Source organism: Arcobacter defluvii (genome assembly GCF_013201725.1).
GTDB lineage: Bacteria > Campylobacterota > Campylobacteria > Campylobacterales > Arcobacteraceae > Aliarcobacter > Aliarcobacter defluvii.
Genome location: NZ_CP053835.1, coordinates 90,736 through 105,214, shown reverse-complemented (window position 1 = coordinate 105,214; position 14,479 = coordinate 90,736). Strand labels below are relative to the sequence as shown.

The following is a 14,479-nucleotide window of genomic DNA, read 5'->3' as shown; positions in this document are numbered from 1 at the left end:
AGTTTGTAAAAAAAGAGAATTAATCTCTTTTTCTACTTCTTTCTGTTCTAGGTTTTGAAGGTTTATCACTTTTAGGAAATTTACTTCTATCAGAAGAAGGTCTGCTATTTCTATCCCCACTCCCACTTCTTGTATCTTTTCTTCTATCTCTGTCCCTATCTGAACCTCTTGATGAAAATCTTCCTCCTCTACCTCTAGAGTTTCTTCCAGAACTTTCATCTCCACCTCTTAAAGAGTTTTCAATCAATCTTTTAATATCAGATTCTGATTTTCCAATATTATTATTTCCTTGAACATAAGTTGATGCTGAAATCATAGAAGCAAGTTTAAAAGCAATTGTAGAAATATCAAATTCTTCTTTTAATTCTTCTACTAATTCTAAAGCATAATCTTTAATCTCTTGATCAATAATTTGTTGTTTTAAATCTGCAATTTTTTTAGTTTTTACAGAACTAATATTTGGAACAATTTTAGCTTCTAATTTTGTTCCAATATTTTTTTCAATTTTTTGTAACATTCTAAATTCATGTGGAGTAACAATAGAAATTGCAACACCTTCTTTTCCTGCTCTTCCAGTTCTACCAATTCTATGTACATAAGACTCTGAATCAAATGGTAAATGGTAATTAAATACATGAGTAACATCATTTACATCTAAACCACGAGCAGCTACATCTGTTGCAATTAAAATTTCAAGTTTAGAAGTTTTAAACGCTCTAATTGCTTCTTCTCTTTGTCTTTGCTCCATATCTCCATGAAGACCTTTAGCCATGAATCCTTGAGAAACTAAGAAAGTTGATAATCTATCAACTTCCTTTTTAGTGCGACAGAATATAATTGATTTTTTTGGATTTTTAAAATCATAAAGTCTAATTAATGCATCATCTCTTTCTCTTTCATCAACAACATAGAAAGTTTGAGTAATTTTTGCATTTGTTACATCACTTTTAGTTAAAGTAACAAATTCTGGCTCATTTAAAATTGTTTTTGCAAGATTTTTAATAGCAACTGGCATAGTTGCAGAAAATAATAAAGTTTGTCTCTCTTTTGGTAAAAAAGTGAAAATTTCTTTTATATCATCTAAAAATCCCATATCAAGCATTTCATCTGCTTCATCTAAAATTACAAAGTCAGGCTTAATATCTATTTTTTCACCTCTTAATAAATCTAGAAATCTTCCAGGAGTTGCTACAATAATACTTGCATTTTCAATAAGTTTAATTTGTCTAGCATATGCTTGACCACCATAAACTGTTGCAGTATTTATTCCTAAGAATTTTCCAAATCTATATAATTCATCAGAAACTTGCATTGCAAGTTCTCTAGTTGGAACGATAACTACTGCTTCAACACCTGATTTACCTTTTAATCTGTTTAAAATTGGAAGTCCAAATGCTGCTGTTTTACCTGTTCCTGTATGTGCTTGTCCAACAATATCTTTTCCATTTAAAATAAATGGCATTGCTTGTTCTTGGATAGGACTTGGTTCTTTAAAACCTGCTTCTTCAATTGCTTTTTGCAATTGTTCTTTAAAATTGAAATCTTTAAAAGTCATTTTTTACCTTAGTATATATTTGTTAAAAAATACACACGGTTATATAAGTTAGATTTAAATCTCCCATAAATGTACAATTAAAACGCAATTTGAGTCTTGCAAGTAAGTCAGTTTAATGAAAATGAATCTTTGAAAATCTATCAAAGTAAAATGGGTATATAAATGTGTATAATTTTGCGGATTATAGCTAGTTTTATATAAATTTAAGCTTTAAGAAAAAGAGCTAAGCTCTAATTCTTATAATTCATCTAGACCTTTATAATTTTCTAGATATTTAGTGTCATAATTATTTGAAATAAAATCTTCATTTTGCATCATTTTTTGATGGAATGGAATAGTTGTTTTAATTCCTTCTACTTCAAACTCATTTAAAGCTCTTTTCATAATATTTATAGCTTTATTTCTATCTCTTCCCCAAACAATTAATTTTCCAATCATTGAATCATAATAAGGAGGAACTACATAGTTTGTATAGATATGAGAATCAACTCTTACATTTCTTCCCCCTGGAACCATCCATTGTGTTATTTTACCTGGACATGGTAAAAATGTATTTGGATCTTCTGCAGTAATTCTACACTCAATAGCATGACCTCTAAATTTAATTGATTCTTGAGGAGGAACTTTTTCACCTTCAGCAACTTTAATCATAAGTTCAACAATATCAATACCTGAAACCATTTCAGAAACTGGATGCTCAACTTGAAGTCTTGTATTCATTTCCATAAAATAAATATTTTGTTTGTCATCAGCTAAAAATTCAAAAGTTCCAGCACCTTCATATTTTAAATATTTAGTAGCTTTTACAGCAACATCATGAAGTTTTGATCTAGTTTCATCATTTAATAAAATTGCAGGTGATTCTTCGATAACTTTTTGATGTCTTCTTTGTAATGAACAATCTCTTTCCCCAATATGAATAGCATTACCATGAGAATCACCAACAACTTGAACCTCAATGTGTCTTGGATTATTAATAAATCTTTCAAGATACATTGTTCCATCACCAAATGCTGCAAGTGCTTCACTTGATGCTGCCATAAACAGTTGTTCAAATTCTGATTCTTCTTTAATAAGTCTCATTCCTCTTCCTCCACCACCAGCAGCAGCTTTTGCCATAATTGGATAACCAATTTCAGCAGCAACTTTTTTACCTTCAGTTACAGAATGAACAGAACCTTTACTTCCTGGAACTACTGGAACTCCAGCTTTAATCATCTCTTCTTTTGCTTTTGATTTATCTGCCATTTTTTCCATTACTTCAACAGATGGACCAATAAATTTAATATTATGTAATCTACATATTTCAACAAAATCTTGATTTTCAGATAAAAATCCATATCCTGGGAAAATAGCATCACAACCTGTCATTTCTGCAGCTGTAATAATTGCTGGTATATTTAAGTATGACTCACTTGATTTTGCACCACCAATACATACAGCTTCATCTGCATGTTTTAAATATGATGCATTTTTATCACCAGCACTATAAATGGCAACTGATTTTTTTCCCATTTCTCTTATTGTTCTAACAGCTCTTTGAACGATTTCTCCTCTGTTAGCTATTAAAATTTTTTTAATTTCTGCCATATTTAACTCTTATAATTTTTCAACAACAAAAATTGGCATATCATACTCAACAGGAGAACCATCTTTTACTAAAATCTCTAAAATTTTACAATTAAATTCAGCTTCAACTTCATTCATAATTTTCATTGCTTCTAAAATACAAAGTGTTTGACCTTTTTTAATAGTATCACCTACATTTACAAATGCTGGAGATTCAGGAGATGGTGATGAATAAAATGTACCAACCATTGGTGAATTGATAAAATCTCCACTTTTAGTTGTAGTTGCCGTATCAGTTGAAACAACACTTGTAGTTGAAACTGGTGCACTAATTGCTGCAACAGGAGCTGCAACTGCAGGAGTTGCTGACACAGTAGTTACAACACCTTCAAAACCTCTTTGCATAGAAATTTCGAATTCACCCTCTTTAACTTTTAATTTGTTAAGTTCGCTTTTATCGAAAACTCTTATTAATTCTTTGATGTCTTTAAAATCCATACTTAGCCTTTTTATTTAGTAAAATTTTTTCTGATAATAGCACAATTTTTCTGATAAATATATTTTTAACTATTTAAATAAGCTTTATTTAAGTTTTAAAATAAAATATCTTAAAATATCTTTTAGATATAATTAAAAAAATAAATTTTAGGAATATTATGTTAAACGATCAAAGTTTTATAAACATAGCAAGAGAGATTGCACTTGCTTCAAAATGCGTATCAAAACAAGTAGGAGCAGTGATTGTAAAAGATGGAAGAATCCTTTCAACTGGTTACAATGGTACACCTGCTGGTTATATAAATTGCAGTGAACATTGGAATGATGAATATACAAAAGATCATCATGAATGGTCAAAAACTTATGAAATTCATGCAGAAATGAATGCAATAATTTGGGCAGCAAGAAAAGGAATTTCAATTGAAGGTGGAACAATTTATGTAACTTTAGAGCCTTGTAGTGAATGTTCAAAAAATTTAATTGCAAGTGGAATAAAAAGAATTGTTTATGAAAAAGCTTATGAACATACAAATTCTGAAATTATTTCAAAATTCATAAAAGATAATGGTGTAATTATCGAACAAATTTCTTTATAGTTTTTTTAATGTCAAAAAAAGATAACACTCTATTTTATCAAAAAGCTATAAAAGAATATGGAGTTAGTGCAGAAGGTGTACATTGGAACTCTAAATATACTCAATATAAAAGGTTTGAAATATTAACAACTTTTATAAAAGATATAAAAAAATCAACTCTTATAGATGCAGGCTGTGGTTTTGGAGAATATTATAATTATTTAATAAAAAATAACAAAGAACCAAAAAGTTATATAGGTATTGATTGTGAAGATATAATGATAAATATAGCATCAAAAAGATTTGAAAATATAATATTTAAAAAACAAAATATTTTAATAGATAATCTAAAAATATCTGATTATTATGTTTGTAGTGGAGCTATGAATATCTTAGATAAAGAAGAAGTATTTTTATTTATAAAAAAATGCTTTGAAGCTTCAAATAAAGCTTATGCTTTTAATTTTTTGAAAAATGATTCCCTTACAACCATCCAAATAAATGAGATTTTATCTTTTTGTAAAACTCTAACTAATAACATAGAAATAAAAGAATATTATTTAGAAAATGATATATCTATATTATTAAAAAAATAAAATATCATATTTATTTCATACTTTAAATATAAAATTACTTTATTAAATATAAGGAGAAAGTATGAAAATTGGTTTATTTATTCCATGTTTTATGAATGAATTGTATCCAGACATTTGTAAAGCTACATACAAACTACTAAAAAATCAGGGATTAAACATAGAATATCCTCTAAGTCAAACTTGCTGCGGACAACCTATGGCAAACTCTGGCTGTTCAAAAGATGTAAAGACTTTAGCTATAAATTTTGTGAAAACATTTAAAGATTATGATTACATTGTAGCACCAAGTGGTTCATGTGTTTCAATGGTAAAAGAGCATTATGCAGAATTTTTTAATGACGATAAAGATTTTAATAAAGTAAAAACTTCAATTTATGAAGTTTGTGAATTTTTACATGATGTAATTAAACTTGAAAATATAAAATTTGACCACTCTTTCCCTTATAAAGTAGGAGTTCACAACTCTTGTCATGGACATAGAGTTTTAAAACTTGCAACTGCAAGTGAACTTAATATTCCTTATAATTCAAAATTAAAAAACCTATTAAATAAAGTAAATGATATTGAATTAGTTACATTAAGAAGAGAAGATGAATGTTGTGGATTTGGTGGGACATTTAGTGTTGCAGAAGAAGCCATTTCAGTAGCAATGGGAAAAGATAGAATAAAAGATCACTTAGATTCATCTGCAGCAATTATTACAGGTGCTGATATGTCATGTCTTATGCATATGGATGGAATTATAAATAGAGATAAAAATCCTATAAAAGTTATGCATATAGTTGAAATTCTTGCAGGAGTTCGACCATGAGTACAAATCACAACCACTCAGATAATGCAACAAAGTTTGTAGCTAATGATGAAAGAATGCATTGGCATGACCAAGCATTATGGTTTGTAAGAGAAAAAAGAGACAAAGCTAGTAAATCTATTCCTGAATGGGAACAATTAAGAGAATATGCAAATCAAATAAAAACTCATACAATGGCTAATTTAGATAAATATCTATTAGAATTTGAGAAAAATGCTACAGAAAAAGGAATTACAGTTCACTTTGCATGTGATGCACAAGAGCACAATGAAATCGTTCACAAAATTTTAAGTGAAAACAATGTAAAAAAAATCGTTAAATCAAAATCAATGCTAACAGAAGAGTGTCACTTAAATCCTTACTTAGAAAGTAGAGGAATTGAAGTAATTGATACAGATTTAGGTGAAAGAATCGTTCAACTAAGAAATGAACCACCTTCACATATAGTTCTTCCAGCAATTCACTTAAAGAAATCAGATGTTTCTGATACTTTCCATGAAAAACTAGGAACCCAAAAAGGAAACTATGACCCAACTTATCTTACACGAGCTGCAAGGGCCGCGCTTAGAGAAGATTTTCTAACAGCAGATGCAGGATTAACAGGAGTTAATTTCGCAATTGCAAACACTGGTGGTGTTGTAGTTTGTACAAATGAAGGAAATGCTGATATGGGAGCAAGTGTTCCTAAACTTCATATTGCTTCAATGGGTATTGAAAAAATTATTCCAAGACTTGAAGATTTAGGCGTATTTACAAGATTACTTGCACGTAGTGCAACAGGACAACCAATTACTTCATATACTTCACATTTTCACGGAAGTATCGAGGGTGGAAAAATGCACATAATTATAGTTGATAATAAAAGAACTCAATTTTTAAGTTCAACAAAAAATAAAAGAGCATTAAATTGTATTAGATGTGGTGCTTGTATGAATACATGTCCTGTTTATAGAAGAAGTGGTGGTCACTCGTATGAGTATGTAATTCCTGGACCAATTGGTTCTATTTTAGGAAGTGCAAGACATCCAGAACTTCATAACTCTTTACCGTTTGCATGTACATTATGTGGTTCATGTTCAAATGTATGTCCAGTTAAAATTGATTTAGATTCACAACTTTATAGCCTAAGACAAGATTTAGGAAATATGGATTTAATTGATAGTAAAAAGAAAATGGCTATGAAAGTAACCACTTGGCTTATGAGTAAACCAGCTTTATTTGAAATTGCTGGAAAAATGGCAAGAGTAATAGTTCCAAAACTACCAAATTTCATACTTTACAATAAAGCAAATGTATGGGGAAAACAAAGAGATTTACCAAAATTCCCAGAAAAAAGCTTTAAAGAGATGTTTAAAGAAGGAGAATTAGATGACTAGTAAAGAAAAAATCTTAAATGCAATTAGAGAAAACAATGTCGTAAAAGATGTAAAACTTCCTTCATATGATAATTTTGGAATAAAATTTGAAGATAAATTTCAAACATTTTCTACAATGATTGAAAGTGTTGGTGGGAAAGCTTTAATTATTGATAAAAAAGATTTAGACCAAACTATAAAAGATTTATATCCAGAAGAAAAACAAATAGCTTCTAATGTAGATTTTTGTAATTTAGGAAATTTTTATGCAAATAGCTTTGAAGATGCTCATGATTTAAAAGATATTGATTTAGCTGTTGTAAAAGGAAATTTTGCAGTTGCAGAAAATGGTGCAATTTGGATGAAAAATCCATCAAATAGACATAGAGCTTTATATTTTATCGCACAAAATATCGTAATTGTTATAGATGAAAATGATATTTTAAATAATATGCATGAAGCATATGAGAAAATCTCTTTTGAAAACCAAGGTTATGGTGTATTTATTTCAGGTCCATCTAAAACTGCAGATATTGAACAATCACTTGTTATTGGAGCACATGGTCCAAAATCTGGATATGTGATTTTTGTGAAATCTTGATATAATAGCTAAATAGGGGATTTATGATGAGGTTTATTTTACTATTTAGCATTCTTTTTTTTAATTATCTCTTTGCTTCTAGCAAAGAGGTTCTTCTAATTCACTCTTATCATAAAGGTTATATTTGGAGTGATGATATTTCAAAAACGATAGAAAAAAACTTCAAACCAATAAAAGATATTGAATTAACAACTGTTTATATGGATACAAAAAGAATTGATACACCAGAATATATATCTAATCTAGTAAAATTATATAAACAGCAATTCGAACATAGAAAGTTCGATTTGATTATTGTTAGTGATAATAATGCTTTTGATTTTATGATTAAATATCATGAATACCTTTTTAAAAATATTCCTGTAGTTTTTTGTGGAATAAACAACTTTGATAAAGTTTTACTTCATGAAAATGATATGAAAAACTATATGACAGGAGTTGCAGAAGAAGTTGATGTTGCAAAAAATATAGAACTTATTTCAAAACTTCATCCAAATCTAAAAAATCTTCTAATAATAAATGATAAATCAACAACTGGTTTTGCTGTAAAAAGAGATTTAAATCCAATAATTGAAAAATATTCAAAAAAATTCAATATTGAATATACAGATAATCTTGAAATAAATAATCTAAAAGAAAAAGTATCTAATTTGGATAAAACAAATAGTGCAATTTTATTTGTACTTTTATTCAAAGATACAACAGGAAAATATTTTACCTACAAACAAAGTTTTCAGGAGGTAAAAAAAGTAAGTCAAGTACCAATTTATGGACTTTGGGATTTTTATCTAAATGATGGAATAGTTGGAGGTCTTTTAACATCAGCTGTAGCACAAGGTGAAGCAGTTTCAAAAATGGCATTAAAAATATTAAATGGGGAAAAACCAAAAGATATACCTATTTTAGAAAAATCACCAAATCTTTATATGTTTGATTATAATGAATTAAAAAAATTTAGTATAAATATTTCAGATTTTGTAAATGACCCAATAATTATAAATGAACCAAGTTCTATATATAAAGAACATTATAAATTTTTTATAATATCAATTCTTACAATTTTAATATTAAGTATTATAGTAATTATATTAAAAGCGAATATTCAAAGAAGAGAAAAAGTAGAATTAGAACTCTCTAATAGACTTGAATTTGATAAAGTCTTACTTGATACTATTCCAAATCCAATTTATTATAAAAATATTGATGGCAAATTTTTAGGATGCAATACAAGTTTTGAAACTTTAGTAAATAGCACAAGAGATGAAATTATAGGAAAAACTGCTTTTGATTTTTTTCCATATAAAGTCGCATATGCAAATACACAAATGGATAAAGAGTTATTAAAAACTTTTTCAACTGGAACATCAGAATTTACTTTTTATACAAATTCTAATGAGATGAAACATATTATTTTAAATAAAGCTGTTTATAAAAATATAGATGGAAGTATAGGTGGAATTGTTTGTATTATGGATGATATAAGTGAACGTGTTCAACAAAAACAATTTTTAATTCAACAAAGCAAATTAGCAGAAATGGGAGATATGATTGCTGCCATTGCTCATCAATGGAATGAACCATTAGTTGAATTATCCGCACTTGTACAAGATATTCAAACTTCATATTTATTAAATGAATTAAAAGATGTTGATGTAAAAGATTTTGTAAATGATTCTATGGTTCAAATAAAATATATGTCAAAAACACTAAGTGATTTTAGAAATTTTTTAAAACCTTCAACAAAGAAAAAACTATTTTCCATCTCAAAAGCTTTAAATGAAATAAATGAAATTATTGGAAAACAAATATTTTATTCTAATATAAAAATGAGTTTTAATTACAAAAATGAAAATGAAGAACTACTAATCTATGGTTATGAAAATGAATTTAAACAAGTCTTATTAAATTTAATAAATAATGCAAAAAATAAAATTGTAGAAAAATATAAAGATAATGATAAAAAAACAAAAATTGATATAAATATTCAAAGATGTACAAATTATAATACAATTGAAATTATAGATGATGGTGGAAGAATAGAAGAAAAAATCATAAAATCTATATTTGAACCATATTTCACAACAAAAGAAAATGGAACAGGACTTGGACTTTATATGGCAAAGGTTATTGTTGAAGATAAAATGAGAGGAACAATAAACGTAAAAAATGATGGTGAAAATGTAATTTTCACTATAAAACTTCCTCATAAAAAGGTTTAAAAATGAAGATTTTACTTTTAGAAGATAATAAAAAACTAAATGAAACGATAACAAAAAGATTGAAATTAAAAGGTTACAATGTATTATCTTTTATTGATGGAAAAGAAGCTTTTGAGAAGATAACTGAAGGATTTTCATGTTTTATTTTAGATATAAATGTACCAAATATTGATGGTATAAAAATACTTAAAAAGATTAGAGAATTTTATAGTTCACTTCCTGTTATTATAATAAGTGCAAGCGTTGAACTTGATGTTATAAAAGAAGCTTACGATTTTGGTTGTAATGATTTTCTAAAAAAACCATTTTTTATAGATGAATTAGAGATAAAAATAGAAAAACTTTGTAAGATACAAAATGAGAAAATCTATTTTGATGAAAACTCTTATTTTGATTTTAAATCAGCTTTAATTGTAATAAATGATGTTGAAATAAGATTAACAAAAAAAGAAAAACTCTTGATAAATCTTTTTTTAACTAAAAAAAATCAAGTTATTTCTTATGAATCTATAGAAAATTACGTTTGGGAAGGAAATTTTGCTTCACTTGAATCAATAAGAAGTTTAGTAAGACGCCTTAGAAAAATTTTTAACAATGAATATATCCAAACAATAGTTGATACTGGTTATATATTTAAATGTTCTTAATCTTAATAGGAGTTAACCATCATAATATAGCCTCTATTTGAAGATGATTTTATTGTTGAATTATCCATTTTTTTTCTCAATCTTCGAATAAGTGTTCTTATAGCATCTATTGAAGCATATTCACCTTTCCAAACATAATTTTGTATGCTTTCATAACTCACTAATTTATTTTTATTTAATAAAAATAAATTTACAAGTAAATTTTCTTTTTCAGTAAGATTTTTTTTACTACCAGCAATTGAAATAAAACTTTCATTAAAATTAAATGAACAATTATCATTAAAAATAACTTCATTATTAGGAATATTACAAAACTTATCAACTTTAATTTCTAATTCATCTATAAAAAAAGGTTTTTTTAGATAGTCATTACAACCAAAACTATATGATTTTTTTATAATATCAAGCTCAACAGTTGATGAAATAATTATAACTGGAACATTATCGTAAAATTCTCTAATCTTTTTAAGTATTTTTATACCATCAATATTAGGAACATGTATATCAAGAAGAAAACATGAAAAACCATTTGTTTATATCTATAGTAACATCTGAAATATCATAAGTAGTTGACACAAAACCATAGGATTCAACTTGTATATAGTGATAATCATTTTTATCAAATAATAAAACCTCTACATTTTTATACTTTGAAAATTTTTTAACTGCATAAAGCCCCGCATAACTAGCTCCAATAATAATCACTCTTTTCATTTTAAGCCTTAATTATATAATTTCTGAATATTAATTAAAAATAATGATAAAAATATGTCAAGCTTTAGTTAAATAAAATTTCTTTTTAAAGTAAAAATATCATATCATTTTCATTTCTAGCAGTTAGAATTAAAAAATAACAAATCTAAGGAGAAATGAAATGTTAAAAAAAACTACAAAACTACTTGTTACATCTGCACTTATTGCAGGGTTAGCTACAGTTGCAAATGCAGCAGAAAAAGTAAAATGGACACTAGCAACAACTTGGGGTTCAACTCTTAATCCATTTATTGATGCACCAGTAAATATGGCAAAACTTGTAGAAGAAATGTCAGATGGAAGATTTAAAATAAGAATTGATGCAGCTAATAAACACAAATCACCACTTGGTATTTTAGATATGGTAAAAGGTGGTCAATATGATATGGGACACTCAGCATCATACTATTGGAAAGGTAAAGATGTTGAATTATTACCTTTTACAACTATGCCTTTTGGTATGACTGCACCTGAACAATACGCTTGGTTTTACTATGGTGGAGGAATGGAGTTAATGCAGAAAGCCTATAAAAAACATGGTGTTTTATCTTTTCCAGGTGGAAATACTGGTAACCAAATGGGTGGTTGGTTTAGAAAAGAAATTAACTCACTTGATGACTTAAAAGGTCTAAAAATGAGAATTCCAGGATTTGCTGGAGAAGTTATGGCAAAACTAGGACTAACAGTTACAAACATTGCTCCAGGTGAACTTTATACTTCACTAGAACGAGGAACTATTGATGCATTAGAATGGGTTGGCCCAGGTATGGATATAAATATGGGGTTCCACAAAATTGCACCATATTATTATACAGGTTGGCATGAACCAGCTACTGAATTACAATTTTTGATAAATGAAAAATCTTATGCAAAATTACCAAAAGATTTACAACAAATTTTATTAACGGCTATGAGAGTAAGTGCTTATGATATGTATATTCAAAACTATCATATGAGTAGTGAAGCTTGGGATACAATGTTAAAAGAGTATCCAAATATAAAAGTTAAAACTTTCCCAAAACCAGTTATGGATGCTATGAAAAAAGCTAATGATGAGTTATTAACAGAATTAAAAGCTCAATCACCATTATTAAAAGAGACTTTAGAATCTCAAGAAGCTTACCAAAAAAAATCTAGAAAATGGACAGAAATGTCAGACTATTTATACCTAAAAGACAATTTATAAAAAACACTAACCCTTAAAAAGGGTTAGTTACTTAACTTAAAATAGATATAATAAATTTGATAAATATATAAACTATTTATATTTATTTGACTTATTTATAATTTCAAAAGGATTTTTATGTTGTTAAAACTAGAACGAGGTTTTGATAAATTTGCTGATATTATAGGCTATTTTACTGCTTTTATAATGGTACTTATGATTTTAAATGTAACTTATGACGTAGTCATGAGATACTTTTTTCATACAGGAAGTATCGCTATGCAAGAGATGGAATGGCATCTATTCTCAGTTATTATTTTATTAGGAATATCTTATACATTAAAAGAAGATGGGCATGTAAGAGTTGATTTAATCTATGATAGATTGACAAATAAAAAGAAAGCAAAAATTAATATGGTTGGAGTTGTTTTATTTATAATTCCTGTCGCTTTACTAATTGCAGTTGAATCTATTCCATTTGTTATTGAATCTTTCACATCACATGAACAAAGTGGAGATCCAGGTGGGCTTCCTTTTAGATGGATTGTAAAATCATTAATTCCCTTATCATTTTTCTTATTGATTATTACATCAATTGGATTTTTTATAAAAAATCTAAATGTTTACATAGGTTTGCATGATATGGATGGATATAATCTAAAAGGTGAAATAGAAAATTTAAAAAATGAATTAAATAAACATACACATCATGTAGTTGATATTGATGGAAAAGAGGAAAACAAATGATTGGTATAATTATGTTTTTTGCTTCATTAGCAATGTTACTATATGGTTTTCCTGTAGCATTTACTTTTGCAGCTGTCTCTTTACTATTTGGTGTAATTGCAGGAATTGTTGAGGTTGGTTTTGATGATGGAGTATGGCAAGGCTTAGTTGATGGACTTGATGAAGGTCTTGGGCTGTTTGATTTTATGCCATATAGAATTATGTCAATTATGCAAAATACTATTTTGATGGCTGTTCCTATGTTTATTTTTATGGGGATTATTCTACAAAAAACTGGACTTGCTGAAAAACTTTTAGAATCTATGGGTTTTTTATTTGGTGAAGTAAGAGGTGGAGTTGCTATTTCGACTGTACTTGTAGGAACTTTACTTGCTGCTTCTACAGGAGTTGTTGGAGCATCAGTTGTAGCTATGGGAGTTATTTCACTTCCAGTTATGATGAAATACAAATATAATTTACCCCTTGCAACTGGAACTATCTGTGCTTCTGGAACTTTAGGACAAATTATTCCACCTTCAATTGTTTTAATCATATTAGGAGATGTTTTCCAAGTTCCAGTTGGTGATTTATTTGCTGCTGCTGTTTGGCCTGGACTTTTTTTAGTAGGAGCTTATATTTTATTTATTTTGATTGTTTCATACTTTAAAAAAGATATGGCACCATCAATTCCAAAAGATCCATCAAGAGGTTCTAAATCAAAACAAGTAATAAGTGCTTTAATTGCAATTATTCCTTCTTTAACTTTAATTATTTTAGTTTTAGGTTCTATTTTTGCAGGAGTTGCAACACCAACTGAATCTTCAGCTGTTGGATGTATTGGAGCTATTTTACTTGCAGTTTTATATAAAAGTTTTTCAATTAATATGGTAAAAGAAGCAGCTTTTGAATCAGTAAAAGTAACTTCAATGGTATTTGGTATCTTAATTGGTGCAACAGCTTTCTCAATGGTATTTACTTATACTGGTGGAGATGAGATTGTTGAACATTTTATGACAAATTTACCTGGTGATGAAAAAATTGCCTTTATTTTATTTACTATGTTAGCTATTTTTATTTTAGGATTCTTTATTGATTTTGTTGAAATTTCATATATTATTGTTCCAATTTTAGTACCAATAGCTGATGCTTTAGGAATAAGTCCTGTTTGGTTTGCGATTTTAATTGCGATGAATTTACAAACATCATTTTTAACACCGCCATTTGGATTCTCCCTTTTCTATCTAAAAGGAGTAGTTCCACCAAATGTAAGAACAATAGATATTTATAAAGGTGTGTTACCATTTATTTTTATACAAGTGGCTGTTTTACTAACCCTTGTATTTTTCCCAGAATTTTTTGGAATAACACAGTAATATTGTAAGAGGTTTTTCCTCTTACCTTTAATCAAG

The 14,479-nt window shown here is 27.7% G+C and carries 15 protein-coding genes; 10 read left to right on the top strand and 5 right to left on the bottom strand.

The genetic code is table 11. The annotated features are described in order from the left end of the window. Positions 1-19: 19 nt before the first annotated feature. From ADFLV_RS00615 to accB, 3 genes are all read right to left on the bottom strand, one after another. On the bottom strand, positions 20-1,555 hold the full coding sequence (locus tag ADFLV_RS00615; RefSeq protein ID WP_129011470.1) for a DEAD/DEAH box helicase: 1,536 nt from the start codon (positions 1,553-1,555) through the stop codon (positions 20-22). Positions 1,556-1,792: 237 nt separating this feature from the next. Continuing rightward, entirely contained in the window at positions 1,793-3,145 is a 1,353-nt protein-coding gene (locus ADFLV_RS00610) for an acetyl-CoA carboxylase biotin carboxylase subunit (protein WP_014472844.1), read from the bottom strand. 9 nt (positions 3,146-3,154) lie between these two features. Then, entirely contained in the window at positions 3,155-3,622 is a 468-nt protein-coding gene (gene accB, locus ADFLV_RS00605; protein ID WP_129011469.1) for an acetyl-CoA carboxylase biotin carboxyl carrier protein, read from the bottom strand. Between the two features lie 158 nt (positions 3,623-3,780). Between accB and ADFLV_RS00600 the strand changes: the two genes are divergently transcribed. The 7 genes from ADFLV_RS00600 to ADFLV_RS00570 all read left to right on the top strand — a co-directional run bounded on the left by ADFLV_RS00600 (position 3,781) and on the right by ADFLV_RS00570 (position 10,426). Beyond that, complete coding sequence (locus ADFLV_RS00600) at positions 3,781-4,218, top strand: deoxycytidylate deaminase (RefSeq protein WP_014472842.1); 438 nt, start codon at positions 3,781-3,783, stop codon at positions 4,216-4,218. An 8-nt stretch (positions 4,219-4,226) separates the two neighbouring features. Further along, positions 4,227-4,793: a class I SAM-dependent methyltransferase gene (locus ADFLV_RS00595; RefSeq protein ID WP_129011468.1), complete on the top strand. Its 567-nt coding sequence runs from the start codon at positions 4,227-4,229 to the stop codon at positions 4,791-4,793. 61 nt (positions 4,794-4,854) lie between these two features. Continuing rightward, positions 4,855-5,604, top strand: a complete 750-nt coding sequence (locus ADFLV_RS00590; RefSeq protein WP_129011467.1) for a (Fe-S)-binding protein — start codon at positions 4,855-4,857, stop codon at positions 5,602-5,604. Continuing rightward, positions 5,601-6,980, top strand: coding sequence for a lactate utilization protein B (locus ADFLV_RS00585; protein WP_129011466.1), 1,380 nt, complete (start codon positions 5,601-5,603; stop codon positions 6,978-6,980). Before ADFLV_RS00590 ends, ADFLV_RS00585 begins: the two co-directional genes overlap by 4 nt. Beyond that, the gene (locus ADFLV_RS00580; RefSeq protein ID WP_014472838.1) at positions 6,973-7,560 is read left to right on the top strand and encodes a LutC/YkgG family protein; all 588 of its coding nucleotides are present in this window, start codon (positions 6,973-6,975) and stop codon (positions 7,558-7,560) included. Before ADFLV_RS00585 ends, ADFLV_RS00580 begins: the two co-directional genes overlap by 8 nt. 23 nt (positions 7,561-7,583) lie before the next feature. After that, complete coding sequence (locus tag ADFLV_RS00575; RefSeq protein ID WP_228712388.1) at positions 7,584-9,779, top strand: sensor histidine kinase; 2,196 nt, start codon at positions 7,584-7,586, stop codon at positions 9,777-9,779. 2 nt (positions 9,780-9,781) lie between these two features. Further along, positions 9,782-10,426, top strand: coding sequence for a response regulator transcription factor (locus tag ADFLV_RS00570; protein ID WP_014472836.1), 645 nt, complete (start codon positions 9,782-9,784; stop codon positions 10,424-10,426). Between the two features lie 2 nt (positions 10,427-10,428). On the opposite strand, the gene ADFLV_RS00565 is transcribed toward ADFLV_RS00570, so the two are convergent. Together ADFLV_RS00565 and ADFLV_RS00560 are read right to left on the bottom strand one after the other, a co-directional pair. Beyond that, positions 10,429-10,899 carry a response regulator transcription factor gene (locus ADFLV_RS00565; protein ID WP_235664977.1) on the bottom strand — a complete coding sequence of 157 codons (471 nt, stop codon included), beginning with the start codon at positions 10,897-10,899 and terminating at the stop codon, positions 10,429-10,431. Positions 10,900-10,930: 31 nt separating this feature from the next. Beyond that, positions 10,931-11,140, bottom strand: a complete 210-nt coding sequence (locus ADFLV_RS00560; protein WP_129011464.1) for a hypothetical protein — start codon at positions 11,138-11,140, stop codon at positions 10,931-10,933. Between the two features lie 160 nt (positions 11,141-11,300). Between ADFLV_RS00560 and ADFLV_RS00555 the strand changes: the two genes are divergently transcribed. From ADFLV_RS00555 to ADFLV_RS00545, 3 genes are all read left to right on the top strand, one after another. Continuing rightward, positions 11,301-12,365: a TRAP transporter substrate-binding protein gene (locus ADFLV_RS00555; RefSeq protein WP_014472819.1), complete on the top strand. Its 1,065-nt coding sequence runs from the start codon at positions 11,301-11,303 to the stop codon at positions 12,363-12,365. A gap of 117 nt (positions 12,366-12,482) precedes the next feature. After that, positions 12,483-13,091 carry a TRAP transporter small permease subunit gene (locus tag ADFLV_RS00550; protein WP_014472818.1) on the top strand — a complete coding sequence of 203 codons (609 nt, stop codon included), beginning with the start codon at positions 12,483-12,485 and terminating at the stop codon, positions 13,089-13,091. Further along, positions 13,088-14,443, top strand: coding sequence for a TRAP transporter large permease (locus ADFLV_RS00545; protein ID WP_129011463.1), 1,356 nt, complete (start codon positions 13,088-13,090; stop codon positions 14,441-14,443). Before ADFLV_RS00550 ends, ADFLV_RS00545 begins: the two co-directional genes overlap by 4 nt. Positions 14,444-14,479: the final 36 nt, after the last annotated feature.